The organism is Nocardia sp. NPDC050630, from assembly GCF_044457245.1.
Taxonomy (GTDB): domain Bacteria; phylum Actinomycetota; class Actinomycetes; order Mycobacteriales; family Mycobacteriaceae; genus Nocardia.
Genome location: NZ_JBITGN010000002.1, coordinates 39,928 through 60,951, shown reverse-complemented (window position 1 = coordinate 60,951; position 21,024 = coordinate 39,928). Strand labels below are relative to the sequence as shown.

The following is a 21,024-nucleotide window of genomic DNA, read 5'->3' as shown; positions in this document are numbered from 1 at the left end:
ACTCAGGCGTCCGGTATGGAAACCGGACGCCTGAGAAGGTGCCCCCAGTAGGGCTCGAACCTACGACCTGCGGATTAAAAGTCCGTAGCTCTACCAACTGAGCTATAGGGGCGCGGATGGACAGTGTAGTGGGCCGGGTGCGGATCGGGTAAACGGGGGCAGGGCGCGGCGGTCGGCGGCTCGATTCGGTTCGCTCGGGGGTTGTCGGGTGCCGGTGTCGAGTCGCGCTGGCACACCGGGTAACACGGTGCACGTGGATAACGATGCTGCCGGTAAACATTTGGTACCCAGCTTTGTTCATTCCTGCCGAGCCAGGCTACCATCCAATCATGTTGCGTACCAATGTCTTTGGATTTGCGGGGGGTGTAGGGTCAGTGTGCGGGGGGCGCAGCGAGGCGGCTGGCCGTTGTCGCGCGGTCGGTGCCGCGGTGACCGGGCTGCTGGTCGGCTCGGGTGAATAGCCCTGTGTCGCTGTCCAATTCGGAAATCCGACGTAGCACTTTGCTCGATTGCGCGAAGTTTGCCGTAACAGATATCCGGATGTTTCGGCCGCTGGAGTCTTCGGTTTGCCGCGTGTCGGATGGTGTTTCCGGGTACCGTGACGACTTGGTGAATTACGGGAGAATCGCCGACTTACCCGGCGATCCGGAATTCCGCTTATCGTTGGTGTGCCCGAACGTGTCGCGGCCGGTACGACCGATCGCGACTTCCTACGAGTCGACGCCGGGGGAGGCAGATCCGAGACGAAGTAATGCCCAGGTGCGCACCCCCTGCGGCGCACCTGGGCAAGAAAACTATACCAGCTGGTGTGTTTCAGGATTTTCGCAAGTTTTCGTACCGAAAGTTTGAAACGGGGCGAAATCCCGGTTTGAAGTATTGATAAAACTCATGACTTCGCGCCAAGGGTCCGTTCCTTTGGGGGCACCGATTGGCGACGAGTAGGCTTCGGAGGCGTTTCGAGCATGGCACGGCAGCAAGAGCGGGCCCGCCGGACACGCGCGGCGATAATCAGGTCCGCCGCCGTTGAGTTCGGGAAGAGCGGCTATGCCGCTGCATCGCTCAACCGCATTTTGGAAGGTTCACGCGCCACCAAGGGCGCCATGTACTTTCATTTCGATTCCAAGGAAGATCTCGCGCGCGCGGTACTCGAGACCGCGGTCGACCGATACCGCACCTCTGCCGAGCGTTGGCTTGCCAGAACGGATCTCGGACCACTGGACGTCCTGCACGGCATGGTCGACGAGGTGGCATTGCGACTCGAACACGACATCATCGTGCAGGCCGAATTCCGATTGATCATCGAACCGGACTTCTATCGCGACGTACAGACCGGCGGCGGTCGCATACTCGGCCGGGCCACCAGGGCGCTCGCGGTCCGTGCCATCGATCAGGGGCAGCTGCGCGCCGACGCCGATCCGGACCGTTTCACCCGCACGATCTCCGCCGCGCTGGCCGGCCAGCGTTATCTGATAGACATCCTCGGCAACGGTGTCGATCTGCGCGCTCGGTTCCAGGAGGCGCTCGAAGTTGTGGTCGAGGCAATGGCCACCCCGGAATGGGCCGAGAAGTTCCGCAACGACGGCTGGCGCGCACAGGCCCGCCTCGAAGAGCTCGGTTTGGGAGCCTGAACAGCCGATTTGGGAAACGCGGCTGGTCTGTCATAAGCTATCCCAGCTCCCAACGGACAGCCGTTGAAGCCGGTCCGGAGAAATCCGGGGCGAGCCCCCTTCGTCTAGCGGCCTAGGACGCCGCCCTTTCAAGGCGGTAGCGCGGGTTCGAATCCCGTAGGGGGTACGGTCTTCGGATCGTTGGAAGCAACGCAAGGCCCTGTGGCGCAGTTGGTTAGCGCGCCGCCCTGTCACGGCGGAGGTCGCGGGTTCGAGTCCCGTCAGGGTCGCAAAGTAAGCGCCGGAGCAATCCGGCGTTTCGCGTATGGCATTCACCACGGGTGCCTGCGGCCAGGTAGCTCAGTTGGTACGAGCGTCCGCCTGAAAAGCGGAAGGTCGCCGGTTCGATCCCGGCCCTGGCCACTCGTCGCAGGAGCTCCTGTCCGCAAAGAGCGCGGACAGGAGCTTCTTGTCTTTTGTCTTTGTGGGGTGCGACCCCACCCGCTCGGCGGGCTGCGGATCTGCCATTTACCTCGACGATGTGACGAATGCCCGGCGCGTATCGATGTCCGTGCGTATGTTTGAGCCTGCAAGTCAGGGGTGGGCTGCGTCGGCTACGGCGGGCGGGCGTACTCCGAAACATCCACGCAAGTGAATCAGGTGCAAGCAGAACCGTAGGACTGCGATTCGAAGGAGGAAATCTCGTGCGATTCGTCAAGACCGGTGTTCTTGCTATAGCGCTGGCCGGTGCCCTCATGACCGGGGCCGGCATCGCGCAGGCCGACGAAACCATCACCGTCGACGCCAAGTTGCTCGGCTGTGCGATGCAGGCCGGGATCAGCGCATCCGACCTGACAGAGGCCAATATCGGCCGCTCTATCACTGTCTCCGACGAGGTTGCGGCCCAGCTCAGGGCAAAGGGCTGCATCTAACCGTCGCGCCGGTCGTCCTGGCCGTCGCAAGCCAGGACGACCGGCATTTCGGCTGTGCCGCACCCGTGCCCACAGGTGGTGCGGAGCGCGCCAAGGGGTTGGGGGTTGGGTGGAAAAGGGGGATCTGTTGATCATGGTGGTGGGATGCTGGGGGGATGGCGGAGAAGTGGTACTACTGCTTGAAGCACCAGCGGGCCGAGAGTGGGAAGCAGTGTTGGTTTCGGGATCGGATGGGGCCGTATCCGGATCAGGCCACGGCTGAGCGGGCATTGGAGATCGTGCATGCGCGCAATGCGCGCGAGGATGCCCGAGATCGGAATTGGCGCGATGGGGATAAGTGAGGGCGCGTCAGGGGTGGTGTGCGGCAACTGATTTCGGTGCGGATCCAGAGGCGGTCGGTGGGGTGGGCCCGGTGATTTGCGAGGTAGTCGGCAGGTCGCGGGTATTCGGGGGGCGGCGTGAGCGTGCGGGCGCTCAGGTGGCCTTCAGTTCGATCAAGTACGGTTCTTGGCAATCAGACGAGTGCTCCGGGTCCTGTCGTGGGTCTGCGGGCTGGAACAGGTGAGCAGGGAGGGCAACCCTTGAGGGTTACCGTTGTTGTGCCGACCTACAACGAGCGGGAGAATCTGCCGGTTGCGGTGGAGCGGCTGACGGCGCTGCCGGTGCCCGATCTGCATGTGCTCGTGGTGGATGACAATTCGCCGGACGGGACCGGTGAGATCGCCGACAAGCTGGCCGTCGAGTTGCCGAATGTCGTCGGTGTACTGCACCGCACCGAAAAGGACGGATTGGGCCGTGCGTACGTGGCCGGGATCACCCGGGCGCTGGACGAGGGTGCCGATGTGGTGATCCAGATGGACGCCGACCTGTCACATCCGGCCGAGGTCATTCCGGCCATGCTGGAGAAGCTGAACACCACCGATGCCGGTGTCGTGCTCGGGTCCCGCTACGTGCCCGGCGGGTCGACCGCCGAGGAGTGGAAGTGGTACCGCAAGGCGCTGTCCGCTTGGGCCAACTTCTACGTGAATCTGATCCTGCGCCTCGCCGTGAAGGACGCGACCGCCGGGTTCAAGGCGTGGAAGGCCGATACGCTGCGTGCCATCGACGTCGCCTCGATTCGCAGCAACGGATACTCGTTCCAGGTCGAGATGAACTATCGGACCGTGAAGAAGGGCATCACGATCGCGGAGGTGCCCATACGGTTCGAGGAGCGCACCCTCGGCGCCTCCAAGATGAGCCTCAAGGTGCAGCTGGAATCCGCGCTGATGCCGTGGAAGCTGCTGTTCGGCCGTTCGGTTTAACCACACCGACGACCTGGCACCCCGTCGCTCAATTCCCGGCGGGCGCAAGGTCGTCGTCATGCGCGCGTTCGACCTTCGGCGCATCGGAGTCGGGTACCGCAATCGGTCAGTGCCGCGCGGCCGCTGGAGAATGCCGGACGGGTGCGCAGGGGTGTCAGTGGTCCGGCGGCGGCCAGTTCAGGAGGGTGTCGGTGTACAGCTGGCGAACGGCTTCGACGTTTTCGTCCATGGTGGCGGGGGTCCAGTTGGAGACGTCGATCGGGGGGAGGATGGCTACGTCGACGGTGCCTTTGCGGGCGACCATCGAGTTGCGCCGGTTGACTTCACCGGCATTGCGGATCACTACCGGGATCACCGGTACACCGGCCTGAATCGCGATATGGAAGGCCCCCTTCTTGAATGGGCCGATACCCGGCGTATACGACCGGGTGCCTTCGGGCGAGATCGCGATCGACAGCCCGCCGCGCAGCGTATGCACCACCGGTGCCAGCGCGGCCTTGGCCTGCGTGGTGTTCGCACGATCGATGAAGGTCACCCCGACGAACCGCATGAGCGGACCGAAGATCGGATTCCTCGTCAGCTCCTTCTTGCCGATTCCGGTGACCCCGCCTTGGAGCACCTTGGGCACGATGATCACGTCGAACTGACTCTGATGGTTGAACAGGAAGACGGCGGGTCGTGGAGCGCGGGCGTTTTCCGCACCGCTGACGCGCAGCCGAATACCGGTCGTGCGGAGCGTCACACCGGTTCCGTAGGCCATCAGCGCATCGGCCATCTTTCGGCGCTGGCGCGTATACGACTTGCTCAGCACACCGAACAACGCACCGGCCAGCAGTCCGGCGAATCCGGCGACGGTGCGCAGATAGTCGATCAGGCTCGGTGGTCGGCGCGGACGCAACGTCAGTACCGGCCAATTCTGTTCGACGGCAGCGGTAGCGAGCTGATGATCGGGATTCACCGCTACGGGATGTCCGACCACCGAGAGCAGCGGTAGATCGGCGATGCTGTCGGCGTAGGCATAGCTGGCAGTGATATCCAGCACATGCGCTGCGGCGAATTCGCGAACCGCATCGGCCTTGCCGTTGCGCCACAGGGTTTTTCCGTCCGCATAACCGGTGAGCACACCGTCGCTGGTCGCCATCCGGGTGTACAGCACGTGCTCGATACCGAGTTCGGCCGCCATGGGTTCGACCTGGAAGCGGGTCAGTGCCGTGACGAGCACAACTGTGTGTCCGGCGGCCTCATGCGTGCGGATCAGTTGCCATGCCTCGGGATATAGCTGCCCGTAGATCGTTTTCCGGAACAGCCGCGTGCCCAGCTCGTCCAGCTCGGCTTCCGGTTGGTCGGCCAGTGTCCGCATCGCCTGGTGTAGGAACCGGCTGTATTCGCCATCGGTGAGTTGGTTGCGAATGCCGTCGAGCAGGGTGTCCGCGGCGGTTGCGCCCTTATTGCTCCGAAATGTCCGCCGCCACAGCGACGGCCGCCCGAAACCATCCACAACGGCGGTGAGGTCGAAGACCGCGGCCACCGTAGGGCCCTGTGGTCCGGATCGGATCGCGGCGATGGCTGCCGCGAGATCCGTTGGGACCGCGGAGCGATTTTCGGTCATCAGGCACCCCGAACAGGAATATTGGACGGGTCGAGTGCGGCGGCCTGCGAGATCCGAGTCGCGATGATGCGCAGCTGGTCGGCGAACTCTTTCCTGCGCCGAGACAATTCGGCCCTCGGCTTGGCCGAGTCGTGACTCACGTGGGCCAACAACCCGTGATTGTCGGCGAGCTTGAGTGCGCTGGAGAACAATTCGGTGGACACCGATTCTGGACTGTGCAGTCGCTGCTGCAGCAGCATCTGCCTACCGACGGCGACGCATTCGTCGATGAACTCCTTGCGGTCGATCTCCTCGGCGCTGTCGCGGGCCTCGAGCCGCTCGGCCACGACAAGTTGCGCGTCGACGAAGGCGCGCAGCGCGCGGTGCGCCATCATGAATCCGGATGCGGTGAGTTTGTGCAGAATATCTTCGCCGAGGGTGTCCGCCGCGGTGTGTTGGTGCCAATCCGGGTCCACCAGCAGCATTTCCGCGGTCATCTGCGCCGAGAACTCCGCCCGCTCCGGGAAGAAGAATTCGAACTTCAGCAGATCGCGCAGTCGGAAGGCCTCGTCCCAGCCCGCCCGCAGCTGATCCGGCGCCCGCATCTCCAAGGCGGACAGGATGGACAATTCGAGGATGGCGCGGTTGATGAACCAGTGCACCGCGCTATTGCGATAGAACGCGGCCTCCAGATGCGCACCCGATTCGATCGAGTACACCGGTTCCAGCCCGCCGCGATACACCGTAACGACCCTGGCCAGCGATAATTGCTCGAGTACCACCGCGAGACTCTGCTCGTCGCGCAGTGCCGCCAGCTCGCCGCTGGGCAAACCCCGCTGTTCGATGTACCGCAGTACCGGGGCCAGCACGGAACGCACCTCGCTGAGCGTGAGCGCCCGCTCGTGCACACCGAGTAGCGTCAATGTGACCAGCGCGTTGACCGTGATCGGGGTGACCGCGTTGATGCCGACGGCGACCTCGAAGGCCAACCGCTGCACGGCCTTTCGTTCCAGCTCGGCGAGCTGCGCCGACTCGGCGAGATTGTTCGGCTCGGTACCCGCAGCTTCGGTGCGGTGCAGCGGAATGATCGTCGGCGGCGGGGTGAGCGGATCCCCGTATGCAGCAAGGCGATCGCGCGCCGAGAGCGGTTCGCCGAATCGCACATAGACATGTCCGGCCGAATGCTGTTGGCTGCGTACATAACGCGCCAGCCAGGCCAGCCCCTCCGGTTTCTTCTTCCCGCCCGCCTGTTCGGTGGCGATGGCGCCGAGTTCATTCAGTCGCTCGTAGGTGATCGAGACCGGGACGAGCATGACATCGTCGATCCGATTCGAACGGACCGCGGCGGCAAGGTAATTCAGCAAGCCGTAGCGCGGCGGGCGCAGCTTGCCGGTGCGGGTGCGGCCGCCCTCGAAGTACCACTCCATATTGAATCGCTTGGCCAGCAGATAGGCGAAGTACTCCTCGACCACCGCCTTGTAGACGTCGTCGTCACCGAAGCTGCGCCGGATGAACACCGTGCCCGTGCGCCGGGCGATCGGCCCCATCGGCCAGAAGCTCAGATTCGCGCCGCCGATCACGTGATTCGGTGGAAAGTCGTTGCGGGCCAGCACATCACCGAGGACAAAGGCATCCACATAGGACCGGTGCGAGGGCAGGAAGACCAGCGGATGGCTCCGGTTCAACGCACGCAGTCCGTCCAGGCCGGAGTCGTCGGAGTCGACCTTCCAGGTCGAGGCGTGGATCGGGCGCATCGCCTGGGTGAACAGATCCGAGACCAACTGGCTCTGGGCGGCGACGAGTTCGTTCAGCGCCTTCTCCGCCCGCCGATACACCTCGTGCGGACTTGTGCCGAGCTGATCGGCGATGAGTTCGAGCCTGCGCAGGAACTCGGGGGAGTCGAGGATCTCCTCGGCCACCAGCCGCGGCACCTTGTACCGGTCACCGATGATGGAACGTTCGGCACGTTCCAGAGCGACGACCGCGGCGCGCACGATGGCGCGGGCGAATGGCTCGCCGGCCCCCTTCATGAGCAGCGCTGCCGCCTCCGGGTTATTGGCGCGCAGTTCGCTGAGCAGGGCGGGCTGACCCGTGAGCACCACGTGACGGTCCGGTGATTTGCCGATCAACCGACGTTGCGCGAACCGGTTCGGCTTGCGCGGATTGGTCAGCAGGGCCAGGTCGGCGAAGGTAATGCGGCGGACCCCGTCGCGTTCCGGCGGCAGCCATAGCACCCGGATCGGCACGACCAGCGGATCGTCGCGCCTTCCCACCAGGCGATCGCCGATCGCATCCGCGTCGAGATCCAACTGGGTGACGGGTGCGTCGACGCCGAGTTCGTGTTTGATGCCGCCCTCGGCCAGCCAGGCGCCGACGAGTTCGCGTTCCACGCCGGAGCCCGCATCGATCAGTGCCACCACGGAGTCGGGTGCTGCCGCTCGAGCCGGAGCGGGCGAATCCCCGCGATGATCGATCATGACTCCTATTGAAGCCCGCCAGTGGATTCCGCGCAGGAACTCCGGCGGGCGAGTTGGCATCGGGCCTCGACACGGCGTTTGCGATCGCGGCCGGTCGTGATCGCGAACTAGGCTGCGCGCATGGATTGGGCGTTACGCGCGTGCGGCTGGCACGGCCATTACACCTATGCGCCGGATGAGCGGGAACTGGCGGAGCGGCTGCATGTTCAGACGGTGGCCGGTGTCGCATGGCGGTGTCTGCGCTGCGGCACCTTCGTGCCCGGTGAACCTGTGGGCTCCGGACCTGCCGACCACGCGCCGGAGGTGCCGCGCGGACGACTGCTGCGGGACCGCTGGCTGATGCGGGCGTTGGCGATCGAGCGGTTGGTGCGCGGCTTGCTATTGGTGGTCGCCGGGGTCGCCGTCTTCAAATTCCGGTCCTCGCGCGAGGATATGCGGGCGGCCTTCGACGAGGAACTGCCGCTGCTGCGGCCGCTGGCCGATCAGATCGGCTGGGATATCGACCGATCCAAGATCGTGCATCTGATCGATAACGCGTTCTCGCTGTCGAATACCACCCTGCTGTGGGTGGCCATCGGCATCCTCGCCTATGCGACGCTACAGGCGATCGAGGCAGTGGGGCTGTGGTTGGTGAAGCGCTGGGGTGAGTACTTCGCGGTGGTCGCGACCAGCATCTTCCTGCCGTTGGAGATCTACGAGTTGACGGAGAAGATCACCGTGCTGCGCATCGGCGCACTGCTGATCAATATCGCCGCGGTGGTCTGGCTGGTCTACAGCAAGCGATTATTCGGAGTGCGCGGCGGCGGTGCCGCATACCACGCGGAGCACAGCACGGAGAGTTTACTGAGCGTTGAGCGGTCGGCGCTGGCGGTGCCCGCGGAGTAGCCGTTGGCTGTGGTCTGCAGCACAGCCGCGTGTTAGGCAGGTAATGCTAACCTTACTTTTCTGAGTTCAGCTTTACCTTGGAGGATCGTTGTCGACCACGGAGCGCTTGCGCATCGAGTACGTGACCGATCCGGCGGCAGCGATGTCCCGGCTGGCGGCGGCCGAGCGCTTCGGCGAATACCTGATGTACGAACGGCCCGGCGAATGGGTATTCGCCGCAGATCCACTCGGCAGCGTCGAAGTCGACGCGAACGAACTGCGCGTGTCCTGGGACGGGCGCGGCACGACTAGTGCCTGGGACGGCAGCCCGGCGCGGGTCATCGACAACGCGCTGGCCACTTTGCCGCTCGGCGGGCGCCAGGCCTACGGCTGGATCGGATTCGAATTCTGCGCATGGGCATTGGATGCGACGCGGCATTTGCACCCGCGTACCGCACTGGCCCATCTGATGATTCCGCGCATCGAGGTGCGTGTCGGTGAGTTCGGTGTCCGGATTTCCGGCGCCACACCGGCCGAGGCCAATGACATTCACGATCTCATCGCCGCATCCCAGGAAACCGAACTGCCGCAGGCGCATCCGGTCGACGTGCGTCTCGATCCCACCGGATATCGCGATCGGGTCGCCGAGGCGGTCGCGGAAATCCATTCCGGCCGTTATCAGAAGGTCATCCTGTCCAGGAAGGTCGATCTGCCGTTCGCGGTGGACATCCCGGCCAGCTACCGGCTCGGCCGTGCCAACAACACTCCGGCACGCTCGTTCCTGCTTCGCCTCGGTGGACTCGAGGCGGCCGGATTCAGTCCTGAGTTGGTCGCCTCCGTCGACGAGGATCGGGTGGTCACCACCGAGCCGCTCGCCGGCACGCGCGCCTTCGGACTCGGCGAGGCCATTGATAGGGCCGCTCGGGCCGACCTGATCACCGATCCCAAAGAGATCGTGGAGCACGCGATTTCGGTGCAGACCTCCTTCGCCGAGATCACCGAGGTGGCCGATCCCGGTACACCAGCGGTCTCCGATTTCATGGCGGTTCGAGAACGCGGGAGTGTGCAGCATCTGGCCTCCACGGTGCGCGGGCGGCTGGCGGCGGACCGTTCCAGCTGGGATGCGCTGGAGGTGTTGTTTCCGTCGGTCACGGCGTCCGGTATTCCGAAGCGCGAGGGTGTCGATTCGGTATTCCGTCTCGACGGCGCGCCGCGTGGTCTGTATTCCGGCGCAGTGGTGACGATTTCGCCGAGCGGTGCGATGGAGGCGACGCTGGTGCTGCGGGCGGTCTACCAGACCACCGATGGCGCGTGGCTGCGCGCGGGCGCGGGCATTGTCGGGCAGTCGCGACCAGAGCGCGAATTCGAGGAGACCTGCGAAAAACTGGGCAGTGTCGCGCCCTATGTCGTCAAGGCATAGCAATTCGAAGTCATACCCATCAAGGCGGGCCCTCGTTCCGAATCATCTGCTGGGGCACCCGGTTATCCGGGGTTCTGATCGGGGGTGGCGAGATCGGACTCGCGCCACCCCCGATCGTTCCGGTCAGCCGTGACTGGCGCGCAGGGCCTTCTTATCGATTTTGCCGACAGCCGTGATCGGGAGTTCATCGGCCCGACGGAGCAGGTCCGGGAGTTTGTAGGTCGCCAGGCCGCGCTCGGTGAGGAAGGACTTCAGCTGCGCCAGGGTCGGCATCTCCCCGTCGACAACCAGGACGGCGCAGACCTTTTCCCCTAATGCGGCATCAGCGAGGCCGACTGCGGCGGCATGCCGGACCGACGGGTGGGCGAGCAGATGCTCCTCGAGTTCATCGCAGGAGATGTTTTCGCCGCCGCGGTTGATGACGTCCTTGATGCGGCCGGAGACGATCAGATGTCCGCTCGGCAGTCGGCGTACGAGATCGCCGGAGCGGTAGTAACCGTCGGAGGTGAAGGCGCGGGCGTTGTGTTCGGGCGCGCGGTAGTAGCCGCGGATTGTGTAGGGCCCTTTGGTGAGCAGTTCGCCCTCTTCGCCGGGGGCGACATCATTGCCGTCACCATCCACGACCCGCACCTCATCGGCAGGCGAGAGCGGACGGCCCTGGGTGGTACAAACAATGTCGGCGCTGTCGTCGAGTCGGGTGTAGTTGAGCAGGCCTTCGGCCATACCGAAGACCTGTTGCAGTTGCACGCCCAGCGCGGGCGTAACCTCGCGGGCGTTCACCTCGGCCAGTCGTGCACCGCCGACCTGGAGTAGGCGCAATGAGCCGAGATCGGCATCCTCCCATTCGGTGGCCGCGCACCAGAGTTGGGCCAGCGGCGGCACGACCGCCGTGACGGTGACGCCATGCCGTTCGATGGCGGCGAAGGCGCCTTCCGGGCTCGGATCGGTAATGAAGGTGACGGCTGCGCCGACTGAGACGGCGCCGAGGATGCCGGGGCACGCGAGGGGGAAGTTGTGTGCGGCGGGCAGCGTCGTGAGGTAGACGTCGTCCTCGGTCAGGCCGCAGATCTCGGCGCTTGCGGTGGCGTTGTAGACGTAGTCGTCGTGGGTGCGCGCGATGAGCTTCGGCAGCCCGGTGGTACCGCCGGAGACCAGCATCAGCGCGATATCGCTCGAATCGATGTCGGGCAGTGAACTCCCGTCGCGGGGAATCGAATTCAGAGCGGTGAAAGTTCCCGGATCGCCGAGTACGAGAACGTGACGCAGCGTGGGTACTGCCGAACGCACGGTTTCGGCCAGTTCGCGATAGTCGAAGTCGCCGAGCCGGTCCGCCACGATGTAGGCGACCGCTTCGGAAAGTCCAGCCAGATGCTCGATTTCGGCGCGGCGATGCGCGGGCAGGGTCAGCACCGGAATGATTCCGGCGCGCAGCAGTCCGAACAGGACCGTCAGGAACTCCGGCACATTCGGCAGTTGTACGACCACCCGATCGCCCGGCGCGATGCCGAGTGCGAGCAATCCGTGCGCCATTCGGTCGGCCTCGGCATCTACCCACGCGTAGGTGCGCGTGTTGTCGGCATCGAGCAGGGCGGTGCGGTGCGGGTGCCGGGTCGCGGTCGCGCGCAGCAGGTCGCCGAGTGGGCGGCCGGTCCAGTAACCCGCGGCGCGATAGGTCGCGGCGTCGGCGGTCGGGAAGGGGACGTAGCCGTCGCGATGGGTGGGCGAGGTGGATGTCGAAGTCACGGGCTGCCTCACTGGAGGGTCTGCTGCATCAGCGTCTCATAACATAGGTTAGGCAACCCTATCTCAATGCGATAGGCTACCGCCGAGCAGTCTCGATCCGCCGGATGCGGCGGCGACCAAGGAGTGACAGCGCCAGATGGAGCCAGCACAGCGACCGGGGGACGGGGCGGGAATCAGCCGGGACGAAATTCGCGCTGCCATCGCGAAACAGCTCGACGTAGCGGCCGAGACGATCGGCGATGGCGATGACCTGATCCAGCTCGGGCTGGACTCCATTCGCACCATGAAATTGGCGGGTGGCTGGCGCAAGCGCGGGTTGGAGATCAACTTCGCGCAGCTGGCGGCGGCGCCATCGATCGCGCAGTGGGCGCGGTTGCTCGGTATCGAGGAATCCGTCGTGGCGGTTGCACCCGAACCTGCCGAAAGCAGTGATACCGAGGACGAATTCGCGCCGTTCCCGTTGGGTTCGATGCAGCACGCCTATTGGATCGGTCGCTCCGAAGAGCAGGATCTCGGTGGTGTCGCCGCGCACCTGTATGTCGAATTCGACGGTGCCGAGGTTGATCCCGAACGCTTGGCGCGGGCGGTGACGGATCTGGTCGCGGTGCATCCGATGCTGCGTACCGAGTTCCTCCCCGACGGCACTCAGCAGACCATCCGCACCCCCGGCCGGCCGGTGTTCTCGGTCGTCGATCTACGCACGCATGCCGAGGCCGACGCCGAGCTGGCGCGGTTGCGCGAAAGCAAGACTCATCAGCGGCTGGCCATCGAGGAAGGCCAGGTGCTCGATGTGACGCTGAGCCTGCTCGCTGACGGTCGCACCCGGCTGCATCTCGATGTCGACATGATCGCGGGTGACGCGATGAGCTACCGCGTTCTCGTCGCCGACCTCGCTGAGCTCTACCTCGGCGCCGCGGTGCCGCCACAGGGTTACAGCTATCGCCGCTATCGCACCGAGCGCGCAGTGGATTTCGTTGCCAGGGAACGTGATAAGCAGTGGTGGCGCGATCGGCTGCCGGAGCTGCCCGGTGCACCGGAACTGCCGACCATTCCGGTCAGCGAACGCGCCGAGCCGCATCGCACCGTCCGCTACAACTACTGGTTGGAGCCGCAAGCCAAGCAGCGGCTGCTCGCGGCCGCGCATGCCCGCGGCATAACGCCGGCCATGGCACTGGCCGCGGTATTCGCCGAGACCATCGGCGGCTGGTCGGCGCAGAGCCGGTTCCTGCTGAATGTGCCACTGTTCCAGCGGGAACCGGTGCATCCGGATATCGACCGGGTGATCGGCGATTTCACCTCCTCGATCATGCTGGAGGTGGATGTCACCGAGAACGTGACGGTCACCGAGCGGGCCAAGGCACTGCAACGTGCGATGCACGAAAGCGGGGCGCACACCGCGTATTCCGGGCTCGAGGTGCTGCGCGATCTGGGGAGACACCGGGGCGAACCGGTGCTCGCACCGATTGTCTACACCAGCGCGCTCAATCTGGGCGAGCTGTTCGCCACCTCGGTCACCGAGACCTTCGGCGAACCGGTCTGGATCATCTCGCAGGGCCCGCAGGTGCTATTGGACGCACAGGTCACCGAGGTGCGCGGCGGGCTGCTGCTCAACTGGGACGTGCGCGAATCCGCGTTCCCCGCGGGCATGATCGACGCGATGTTCACCAGCTACACCGAGGCCATCGGCAGGCTCGGTGCCGGCGAGGCCGGCTGGAGCGCGGAGGCCGCCCTACAACTGCCGGTCGCCCAGGCCGCCGTGCGCGCCGCCGTGAACGCGACCGACGGCCCCGTCTCCGGACGGGCGCTGCATCAGGGCTTTTTCGACCATGCCCGCAGTGCACCCGACGCACCCGCGGTGCTGTGGCGTCGCGACGGCGCGGATGGCGGCTGGAGCTATGGCGAACTCGCCGCACAAGCGCTTTCGGTCGCGGGCGCGCTGCGCGCGACCGGGGTGCGGGCTGGCGAAACCGTCGCTGTGCAACTGCCGAAGGGACCGGATCAGATCCTCGCCGTACTCGGTGTGCTCGCGGCGGGTGCGACCTATGTGCCCATCGGTTTCGATCAGCCGGTCGGGCGACGCGCGGAGATCCTGCGCACCGGTGACGTGGTCGCCGCGCTGACCGTCGACGGCGCCGATATGGGCCGTCCGGATATCGCCTGTCTACCGCTGTCAGCGGCGCGTTCGCATCCGAATCCGTTGGCCGCGCCGGTGATTCCGGATCCGGAGTCGATCGCCTATGTGCTGTTCACCTCCGGTTCCACCGGTGTGCCCAAGGGTGTCGACGTGCCGCACCGTGGTGCGATGAACACCATCGACGCGGTGAACGAGTGGTTCGAGGTCGGTCCGGCCGACCGCGTGCTCGGACTATCCGCGCTGGAATTCGACGCTTCCGTCTACGACATGTTCGGCATGTTCGCCGTCGGCGGCTCGGTGGTCGCGCTGTCGGCAGCGCAGCGCGAGGAGGCCACCAGCTGGGTGGAATTGCTGACCCACTACCGGGTTTCGATCCTGAACTGCGTGCCGAGCATGCTCGATATGATCCTGGAGATCGGCGGTGACAACCTGGGCGATGCACTGCGCGCGGTCACTTTGGGCGGCGACTGGGTGGATGCCGACCTGGCGCGTCGGTTGGCTCGGCAGGTGCCCGGCTGCCGATTCTCCGGTTTGGGCGGTGCCACCGAAACCTCCATCCACAACACCATTTGCGAGGTCGCCGACCCGCCCGAGCATTGGGCCACTGTCCCGTTCGGCGTGCCGCTGCGCAATGTGCGCTGCCGCGTGGTGAATTCGGCGGGCCGCGACTGCCCGGACTGGGTGCCGGGCGAATTCTGGGTGGGCGGTGCGAATGTGGCGGCCGGTTATCGCAACGATCCGGAGCGCACTGCGCAACGGTTCGTCGTCCACGAGGATCTGCGCTGGTACCGCACCGGTGATATGGCGCGCTACTGGCCCGACGGCACCATCGAATTCCTCGGTCGCGCCGACCACCAGGTCCAGATTCGCGGCTACCGGGTGGAATTGGGCGAGGTGGAAAGCGGACTGCGCACCGCACCGGGTGTGCGGCACGCGGTCGCCGCCGTGGTCGGCAAGGGTGCGCCGAAGCTGGTCGCGGCGGTCTCGGGCGAGATCGGCTCCGTCGAGGAGATTGTCGCCGCGGTACGAGATCTTTTGCCCGGCTATATGATTCCCACTCGCATCGCGATCCTCGAGCAGATGCCGTTGACCGATAACGGCAAACTGGATCGCCGCGCGGTGGTTGCGCTACTGGAGCCCGATGCGGCCGAAGTGGTGGACGCGCGCCCGCGCACGCCGCTGGAGGGCGCGCTGGCCACCATCGTCGCCGAAGTACTCGGTGCCGATCGCATCGGCGTGCACGACGACTTCTTCGGCGCGGGCGGTGACTCGGTGCTCGCCACCACGGCCGTCGCCAGGATTCGCGAATGGCTGGAGGTCGATCACGCGCTGGTCGCCGATTTGCTCGTCGGCCGGACGGTGGCCGGGTTGGCGGGGCGGCTGGTCGAGCGCGAGACCGGCCGCGGCACACCTGACCGCCTCGATGCCGTCGCCGAGTTGTACCTGGAGGTGCTGGCCATGACCGACGAGGAGATCCTCGCCCAAGCCTGAGCCACGCGCACTAGACTTGGCGAGCATGAGCCATTGGGATACCTCGAATATTCCCGATCAGAGTGGCCGCACCATCATCGTCACCGGCGCGAACAGCGGGCTGGGGGCGGCGGCGGCGCGTGCGCTGGCGGGTGCGGGTGCGCAGGTGGTCCTGGCCTGTCGGAATGTGGCCAAGGGCGAGAAAGTGGCAGGGGAGATCGGTGCGCGGGCCGAGGTGCGCGAACTCGATCTCGCCGACCTGGCCTCGGTGCGTGCGTTCGCCGATGCGGTCGAACGGGTCGATGTACTGATCAATAACGCGGGTGTGATGGCGGTGCCGCAGCGGCGGACCGCCGATGGCTTCGAAATGCAGATCGGCACAAATCATCTCGGTCACTTCGCGCTGACCGGGCTGCTGCTGGAAAAGATTTCGGACCGGGTGGTCACGGTCTCGAGCGATGCGCACCGGTTCGGCAAGATCGATCTGGACGATCTGAACTGGGAGCACCGTAAGTATCAGCGCTGGTCCGCCTACGGTCAGGCGAAGTTGGCCAACCTGATGTTCGCCTATGAGCTGCAGCGCAGGCTCACCGCGGCGGGTTCGTCGAAGATTTCGGTGGCCGCGCATCCCGGTTATGCCGCAACGGAACTGCAGTCGCATACCGAATCCATCCTGGATACGGTCATGGCGCTGGGCAACCGGCTGCTCGCCCAGAGCGCCGAAATGGGTGCGCTGCCGGAGATCTACGCCGCGACCGAGCAGGTCGAGCCGGGCGCGTTCTACGGTCCGGTCGGATGGGGCGGTATGCGCGGCTATCCGGGCCGCTCCCGTTCCACCGCGGCATCCAGGGACGAGCAGGTCGCGCGCGACCTGTGGGAACTGTCGGAGAAGCTGACCGGCGTCACCTACACCTTCGGCTAGTAGCCGAATCCGTTGCGCCGCAGGTCAACTCGGTTCGGCCTCTGCTCGACCAGTCGAGTAACCAAGGTCGAGGCCGTCTGGTGTGCCAGCCCGTGATGCAGGTCACATTCGCGATTGTCACACTGCTGCGGGCCGCGTCGTCCTCTCTGTGAACCAACCGAATGGAAAGGCACAGATCATGGAACAGCGCTTCAACCTCTACGCCAACCCCGTCGCCGGCAGCTACGTCAAGCGCCTCATCACCGCGGGCAAGGTCGTGGACGGATCCTCTCTGCCCGCCGCCACCTACGAGCTGGTCAAGATCCGCGCCAGCCAGATCAACGGCTGCGGCATGTGCGTCGATATGCACACCAAAGACGCCGCGCACGCGGGCGAGACCGCCGTGCGAATCAACCTGGTCGCCGCTTGGCACGAGGCCACCGTCTTCACCGAGGCCGAGCGGGCCGCCCTCGCCCTCACCGAAGAGGCAACCCGCATCGGTGACGGCCGCGGCGTCAGCGATGAGACCTGGGAGCAGGTGCGCAAGCACTACGACGACGATCAGACCGCGGCACTCATCGCGGCCATCGCCACAATCAACGCGTGGAATCGGATGAATGTGATCGCCCGCACCCCGGCCGGTGGCTATGTCCCCGGTCAGCTGGGCTGACCGCGATAGTCCCTGGTACAGTCACCGTCGTGCAGCGCGTCTATTTCTGGTTTAGCAAGCCGGCCCTGGGTGGGTCGGTCTGCGGCAACCTTTTGCGCTGACCTCATTTCCACCCCGAGCCGGATGATGGACCGGCTCGACGGGTTTCACGTCCGTGGGTCGGCCTTGAAGAAAAGGAACCCACAAACGATGACTACCGCAGCCGACATCGACGCGCGGCATTCCGATCTGGACGACCAACGCACCCTCAGCGTGAGCCCATTGCGCTCACCGGCCGAGGTGCGCCAGGTACACCAGATCACCGACGCACTGGCCGACGTCGTTCGAGCCGGCCGTAAAGCCACCGTCGACGTGCTCAATGGTGCCGACGATCGCCTGATGGTGATCGTCGGGCCGTGTTCGGTCCACGATCCGGTCGCCGCACTGGATTACGCCCGTCGCCTAGCCGCCAAGGCGGCCGAACTAGACGATCGGCTGCATGTCGTGATGCGGGTGTACTTCGAGAAACCACGCACCACCCTGGGCTGGAAGGGCCTGATCAATGATCCGCACCTGGACGGCTCCTTCGACGTCAACACCGGCCTCGGCATCGGCCGCAAGGTGCTGGTGGATATCACCGCCCTCGGTCTGCCGGTGGCCTGTGAATTCCTCGACCCGATCACCCCGCAGTACATCGCGGATCTGGTCTCCTACGGCGCCATTGGCGCCCGCACCGCGGCCAGCCAGGTGCACCGCCAGCTCAGCAGCGCACTGTCCATGCCGGTCGGCATCAAGAACGGCACCGACGGCGATGTGCAGGTGGCCGTCGACGGTGTGCGGGCCGCCGCGGCCAGCCACGTATTCCCCGGCACCGATCTGGACGGCCGCTCGGCGCTGATCCGCACTACCGGAAATCCGGACTGCCATGTGATCCTGCGCGGCGGCAGCACCGGCCCGAACTACGATGCCGCCTCGGTCCGCGAGGCCTGCATCCGGTTGGAGAAGGCATCGCTGCCGCAGCGGATCGTGGTGGACGCCAGCCACGGCAACAGCAATAAGGATCACAACAAGCAGGTCGATGTGGTCACCGATATCGCGGACCGGCTGGCCGCCGGTGAGCCGGGTGTGGTCGGGATGATGCTGGAGAGCTTCCTCGTCGCGGGCCGCCAGGATCTGACCCTCGGGCACGCCGACGCGCTGACCTACGGTCAGTCCATCACCGACGCCTGCATCGATTGGGAGACCACCGCCGCCCAACTCGATCGCCTCGCCGACGCGGTGCGGCGGCGCCGTAATCGCTGATACCCGAGCCTGTCGCCCCGGTGAAAGCCGGGGCGCGGCTATGGATTTCGGCGCGGTTTCGCGACGACGCCGAGGATATCGCCGGAGCAGACGGTGGCACCGTCGAAGCCCGCGGTGGCCAGATAATCGATGAGATGTCCGGGTGCGGGTTTGGGACCGGCGCTGGCAGGCCCGTCCGGTTGTCCGTATCCGTAGAACAGATACAGCGTGCCGTCGGGCGCGAGGACCTGCCGGATCAGGGCCAGTTCGGCCGTGGGGCGTTTAGTCCAGAACAGATTCACGTTGACGGCGACAACCTTGTCGAAGCCGCGGGCCGGTCCGATTTCCGCCAGCACCCGGGCCAGGTCGAGCTGTTCCAGCCCAGCCTGCAACAGCTGGACCTTGCCGCATTTGATCAGTGCGGCGTGGCGTTTCCGCGCGCGGGCGATGGCCGTCGGGGAACGGTCCACGCCGACGATTCGACCGCCGTTCAGCCGTGCGGCCAAGTACGCGATCGAGTCGCTGGAGCCGGGACCGATCTCCAGGATTCGGTCGTCGGGCCGCAGGCGCATGGTTTCGGCGATCCAGTCGAATCGGGCATCGGCCGCCATATACGCAATCTACGACTGTTTCGCCGCGCCGGTCGGCGGTTCGGCCCACCTGCCCGACCGCCACCCGTCGTCGCATCAGCTACGCGACGCCGAATATCTCGGGCGGCCAATCCGAGGATGGGCCGGGCGGGTCCGTCGCCAGTCGTCCGGCCAGCCAGGTATCGCGGCGGCTGCCGCGCTGCATGAAGCCGAGCCGGGCCATGCCCTCGTAGCGAAAACCGTTGCGGCGGACTACCGCGGCCGAGGAATAATTGCCGACGAAGGCGCGCCAGCTGATCCGGCTCAGCCCCAATCCTGCTGGCTGGAAACCGAATTCGCACACCAGAGCGACCGCACGCGACATCAGCCCGCGTCCGCGTGCCGCGGAGGCCAACCAGAACCCGATCTCCGATGCCGATTGGTCGCGCGCGTTGAGATCGATCATGCCGACGACCGGACCGTCGGCGCGTGTGCGCAGCGCCCAGATCGGACTGCGGGTGGCCCAGCCCGGCGCGACCATATCGTCGAGGAAGGATTCGGCATTTTTCCGGTGATACGGCACCGGAATCGTCACCCACTCGGCAATGCTGGGTTCCTGGCAGCATGCGACGATATCGTCGATATCGGCCTCGGTCGGCCGCGACAACCAGATGGTTGTGTCCGATAGCGGATGATCCTCCATATGAGCATCGTGTCATGACCGGCTCGTCGGGCCCATCAGCGCGGAACGTAGAATCAGCTCAATGGTTGCCGCTCTTCTCGCCGACTTGTTCGAATCGCATCGGGCGCATCTGCTCTCGGTCGCCTACCGGCTGACGGGCAGTGCGGGCGACGCCGAGGACGCGGTGCAGGAGAGTTGGCTGCGGCTGGCCGGTACGCATCAATCCGAGATCGAGGATATGCGCGGCTGGCTGACCACCGTGGTCAGCCGAATCTGCCTGGACCGCTTGCGTAGTGCCGCGGTGCGCCGGGAAACCTATGTGGGGCAGTGGCTTCCGGAGCCGGTCGTGACAGCTATCACGCCGTCGACCATGCCGGATCCGCTCGAGGCGGTGGTCCGCAAACAGGAATGCAGTCTTGCGGCCATGGTGGTGTTGGAGAGCCTGACCCCGCCGCAGCGGGTGGCATTCGTGCTGCACGACGGGCTTTCGGTGCCATTCGACGAGATCGCCGAAATCCTGGGCATTTCGGTGGAGGCAGCGCGTCAACTTGCCGTGCGCGCTCGGAAATCGGTCGCACAGGCCCCGCCGCCGGTCCCGGATGTGGAGCACGCGGCAGCGGTGCGCAAGTTCGTCGACGCGCTGTCCGCCGGTGATATCGCCGCGATAACCGCAGCGCTGCACCCGGATTCGGTGATGATCGGGGATGCGAACGGCACCACATCCACCGCGATCAATGTCATCGCCGGCGCGGACAAGGTCGCTCGTTTCTTCCTCGGCCTGATCCGCAAGTACGGTATGGACGGCTCTTCGGAGCCGACACTGGAATTCGAATTCGCCACGGTCAATGGGCAATTGGGTTTGGTCGTCTATCGGGTCGGCCCGGGTTACGGGCGGCTCGAGGGGCCGCCCAGGGTGATCGGATTCGCGGTTCGCGACGGATTGGTCTGTGGTACCTACGATCTCGCGAATCCGGAAAAACTGTCCCACGTCCGTCTGGGTTGAGGCGGTGTCGGGCCGAGCCCTCATCGCTTGGCCTGACACCGCCATCGGATCACGGCGTGGACGAGCCGAGGAACCAGTCCCCGGTCGACGATCCGGTGCCGCTATTGCCGGTCGATGAGCCGTTGAACCAATCGCCGGTGGAGGAACCGAAGCCGACGATCAGATCGTGTGCGACATTTCGCAGGAAACCCAGTACCGTTCCGGCGACCTCCGACGCGGCCGGTTGCAATACCAGGTCCAGATACGAGGCCATAAAGCACCCCTTTCGAGATACCGTCGCAGGTCGGCGGTTTGTGAGGTAGAACACGGCGAGGCTAGCCGCCGTTCGGGAAACGCACAAATATGCAGGTAGAACGCCCAATTCAAGAGTGAAATATAGCCTTTCGCTATCGGATGGCAACAA

Annotated in this window: 17 protein-coding genes and 4 tRNA genes; 14 read left to right on the top strand and 7 right to left on the bottom strand. The window is 65.4% G+C overall.

Features of this window, described 5'->3' with window-relative positions:
- Positions 1 to 39: 39 nt before the first annotated feature.
- Positions 40 to 112, bottom strand: a tRNA-Lys gene (locus ACIBG0_RS07695).
- Positions 113 to 962: 850 nt separating this feature from the next.
- Here ACIBG0_RS07695 and ACIBG0_RS07690 point away from each other — a divergent pair.
- The 7 genes from ACIBG0_RS07690 to ACIBG0_RS07660 all read left to right on the top strand — a co-directional run bounded on the left by ACIBG0_RS07690 (position 963) and on the right by ACIBG0_RS07660 (position 3,840).
- Positions 963 to 1,628 (top strand): TetR/AcrR family transcriptional regulator, encoded by a 666-nt coding sequence (locus ACIBG0_RS07690; RefSeq protein ID WP_040686407.1) that lies wholly within the window; start codon positions 963 to 965, stop codon positions 1,626 to 1,628.
- Between the two features lie 93 nt (positions 1,629 to 1,721).
- Positions 1,722 to 1,794 (top strand) — tRNA-Glu (locus ACIBG0_RS07685).
- Between the two features lie 29 nt (positions 1,795 to 1,823).
- Positions 1,824 to 1,897: transfer RNA gene (locus ACIBG0_RS07680), tRNA-Asp, on the top strand.
- 59 nt (positions 1,898 to 1,956) lie between these two features.
- Positions 1,957 to 2,030: transfer RNA gene (locus ACIBG0_RS07675), tRNA-Phe, on the top strand.
- Between the two features lie 281 nt (positions 2,031 to 2,311).
- On the top strand, positions 2,312 to 2,539 hold the full coding sequence (locus ACIBG0_RS07670) for a hypothetical protein (RefSeq protein WP_397030362.1): 228 nt from the start codon (positions 2,312 to 2,314) through the stop codon (positions 2,537 to 2,539).
- A 155-nt stretch (positions 2,540 to 2,694) separates the two neighbouring features.
- Entirely contained in the window at positions 2,695 to 2,880 is a 186-nt protein-coding gene (locus tag ACIBG0_RS07665; RefSeq protein WP_397030360.1) for a hypothetical protein, read from the top strand.
- 240 nt (positions 2,881 to 3,120) lie between these two features.
- Positions 3,121 to 3,840 (top strand): polyprenol monophosphomannose synthase, encoded by a 720-nt coding sequence (locus tag ACIBG0_RS07660; RefSeq protein ID WP_397030358.1) that lies wholly within the window; start codon positions 3,121 to 3,123, stop codon positions 3,838 to 3,840.
- Between the two features lie 154 nt (positions 3,841 to 3,994).
- Here the strand turns inward: ACIBG0_RS07660 and ACIBG0_RS07655 are convergent, their stop codons facing one another.
- Positions 3,995 to 5,449, bottom strand: coding sequence for an HAD-IB family hydrolase (locus ACIBG0_RS07655; RefSeq protein ID WP_397030356.1), 1,455 nt, complete (start codon positions 5,447 to 5,449; stop codon positions 3,995 to 3,997).
- Positions 5,449 to 7,905, bottom strand: a complete 2,457-nt coding sequence (locus tag ACIBG0_RS07650; protein ID WP_397030354.1) for a glycerol-3-phosphate 1-O-acyltransferase — start codon at positions 7,903 to 7,905, stop codon at positions 5,449 to 5,451. Before ACIBG0_RS07650 ends, ACIBG0_RS07655 begins: the two co-directional genes overlap by 1 nt.
- A gap of 120 nt (positions 7,906 to 8,025) precedes the next feature.
- Here ACIBG0_RS07650 and ACIBG0_RS07645 point away from each other — a divergent pair, with 120 nt between their 5' ends.
- Both ACIBG0_RS07645 and ACIBG0_RS07640 read left to right on the top strand, forming a co-directional pair.
- Entirely contained in the window at positions 8,026 to 8,790 is a 765-nt protein-coding gene (locus ACIBG0_RS07645; protein ID WP_397030352.1) for a DUF2127 domain-containing protein, read from the top strand.
- Between the two features lie 88 nt (positions 8,791 to 8,878).
- A complete protein-coding gene (locus tag ACIBG0_RS07640) occupies positions 8,879 to 10,189 on the top strand; it encodes a salicylate synthase (protein WP_397030350.1) in 1,311 nt (436 codons plus the stop codon).
- A 123-nt stretch (positions 10,190 to 10,312) separates the two neighbouring features.
- Here the strand turns inward: ACIBG0_RS07640 and ACIBG0_RS07635 are convergent, their stop codons facing one another.
- On the bottom strand, positions 10,313 to 11,932 hold the full coding sequence (locus ACIBG0_RS07635; protein WP_397030348.1) for a (2,3-dihydroxybenzoyl)adenylate synthase: 1,620 nt from the start codon (positions 11,930 to 11,932) through the stop codon (positions 10,313 to 10,315).
- 136 nt (positions 11,933 to 12,068) lie between these two features.
- Here ACIBG0_RS07635 and ACIBG0_RS07630 point away from each other — a divergent pair, with 136 nt between their 5' ends.
- From ACIBG0_RS07630 to ACIBG0_RS07615, 4 genes are all read left to right on the top strand, one after another.
- Positions 12,069 to 15,557, top strand: coding sequence for an amino acid adenylation domain-containing protein (locus ACIBG0_RS07630; RefSeq protein ID WP_397030346.1), 3,489 nt, complete (start codon positions 12,069 to 12,071; stop codon positions 15,555 to 15,557).
- Positions 15,558 to 15,582: 25 nt separating this feature from the next.
- Positions 15,583 to 16,458, top strand: a complete 876-nt coding sequence (locus ACIBG0_RS07625) for an oxidoreductase (RefSeq protein WP_397030344.1) — start codon at positions 15,583 to 15,585, stop codon at positions 16,456 to 16,458.
- Positions 16,459 to 16,636: 178 nt separating this feature from the next.
- The gene (locus tag ACIBG0_RS07620; RefSeq protein WP_397030342.1) at positions 16,637 to 17,107 is read left to right on the top strand and encodes a carboxymuconolactone decarboxylase family protein; all 471 of its coding nucleotides are present in this window, start codon (positions 16,637 to 16,639) and stop codon (positions 17,105 to 17,107) included.
- Between the two features lie 189 nt (positions 17,108 to 17,296).
- Entirely contained in the window at positions 17,297 to 18,388 is a 1,092-nt protein-coding gene (locus ACIBG0_RS07615) for a 3-deoxy-7-phosphoheptulonate synthase (RefSeq protein WP_397030340.1), read from the top strand.
- A 38-nt stretch (positions 18,389 to 18,426) separates the two neighbouring features.
- On the opposite strand, the gene ACIBG0_RS07610 is transcribed toward ACIBG0_RS07615, so the two are convergent.
- Together ACIBG0_RS07610 and ACIBG0_RS07605 are read right to left on the bottom strand one after the other, a co-directional pair.
- Positions 18,427 to 18,978, bottom strand: coding sequence for a class I SAM-dependent methyltransferase (locus ACIBG0_RS07610; protein WP_397030338.1), 552 nt, complete (start codon positions 18,976 to 18,978; stop codon positions 18,427 to 18,429).
- 79 nt (positions 18,979 to 19,057) lie between these two features.
- Positions 19,058 to 19,639: a GNAT family N-acetyltransferase gene (locus ACIBG0_RS07605; protein ID WP_397030336.1), complete on the bottom strand. Its 582-nt coding sequence runs from the start codon at positions 19,637 to 19,639 to the stop codon at positions 19,058 to 19,060.
- A 61-nt stretch (positions 19,640 to 19,700) separates the two neighbouring features.
- On the opposite strand from ACIBG0_RS07605, the gene ACIBG0_RS07600 reads away from it, so the two are divergent.
- The gene (locus tag ACIBG0_RS07600) at positions 19,701 to 20,621 is read left to right on the top strand and encodes a sigma-70 family RNA polymerase sigma factor (protein ID WP_397030333.1); all 921 of its coding nucleotides are present in this window, start codon (positions 19,701 to 19,703) and stop codon (positions 20,619 to 20,621) included.
- 49 nt (positions 20,622 to 20,670) lie between these two features.
- Here ACIBG0_RS07600 and ACIBG0_RS07595 read toward each other — a convergent pair whose 3' ends face one another.
- Positions 20,671 to 20,874, bottom strand: a complete 204-nt coding sequence (locus ACIBG0_RS07595) for a hypothetical protein (RefSeq protein WP_357476388.1) — start codon at positions 20,872 to 20,874, stop codon at positions 20,671 to 20,673.
- Between the last annotated feature and the right edge of the window lie 150 nt (positions 20,875 to 21,024).

Coding starts and splice junctions, on each gene's coding strand:
- ACIBG0_RS07610 (WP_397030338.1), bottom strand. CDS start 18,978: ATGGCGGCCGATGCCCGATTCGACTGGATCGCCGAAACCATGCGCCTG.
- ACIBG0_RS07620 (WP_397030342.1), top strand. CDS start 16,637: ATGGAACAGCGCTTCAACCTCTACGCCAACCCCGTCGCCGGCAGCTAC.
- ACIBG0_RS07645 (WP_397030352.1), top strand. CDS start 8,026: ATGGATTGGGCGTTACGCGCGTGCGGCTGGCACGGCCATTACACCTAT.
- ACIBG0_RS07615 (WP_397030340.1), top strand. CDS start 17,297: ATGACTACCGCAGCCGACATCGACGCGCGGCATTCCGATCTGGACGAC.
- ACIBG0_RS07595 (WP_357476388.1), bottom strand. CDS start 20,874: ATGGCCTCGTATCTGGACCTGGTATTGCAACCGGCCGCGTCGGAGGTC.
- ACIBG0_RS07600 (WP_397030333.1), top strand. CDS start 19,701: ATGGTTGCCGCTCTTCTCGCCGACTTGTTCGAATCGCATCGGGCGCAT.
- ACIBG0_RS07650 (WP_397030354.1), bottom strand. CDS start 7,905: ATGATCGATCATCGCGGGGATTCGCCCGCTCCGGCTCGAGCGGCAGCA.
- ACIBG0_RS07605 (WP_397030336.1), bottom strand. CDS start 19,639: ATGGAGGATCATCCGCTATCGGACACAACCATCTGGTTGTCGCGGCCG.
- ACIBG0_RS07690 (WP_040686407.1), top strand. CDS start 963: ATGGCACGGCAGCAAGAGCGGGCCCGCCGGACACGCGCGGCGATAATC.
- ACIBG0_RS07630 (WP_397030346.1), top strand. CDS start 12,069: ATGGAGCCAGCACAGCGACCGGGGGACGGGGCGGGAATCAGCCGGGAC.
- ACIBG0_RS07665 (WP_397030360.1), top strand. CDS start 2,695: ATGGCGGAGAAGTGGTACTACTGCTTGAAGCACCAGCGGGCCGAGAGT.
- ACIBG0_RS07625 (WP_397030344.1), top strand. CDS start 15,583: ATGAGCCATTGGGATACCTCGAATATTCCCGATCAGAGTGGCCGCACC.
- ACIBG0_RS07655 (WP_397030356.1), bottom strand. CDS start 5,449: ATGACCGAAAATCGCTCCGCGGTCCCAACGGATCTCGCGGCAGCCATC.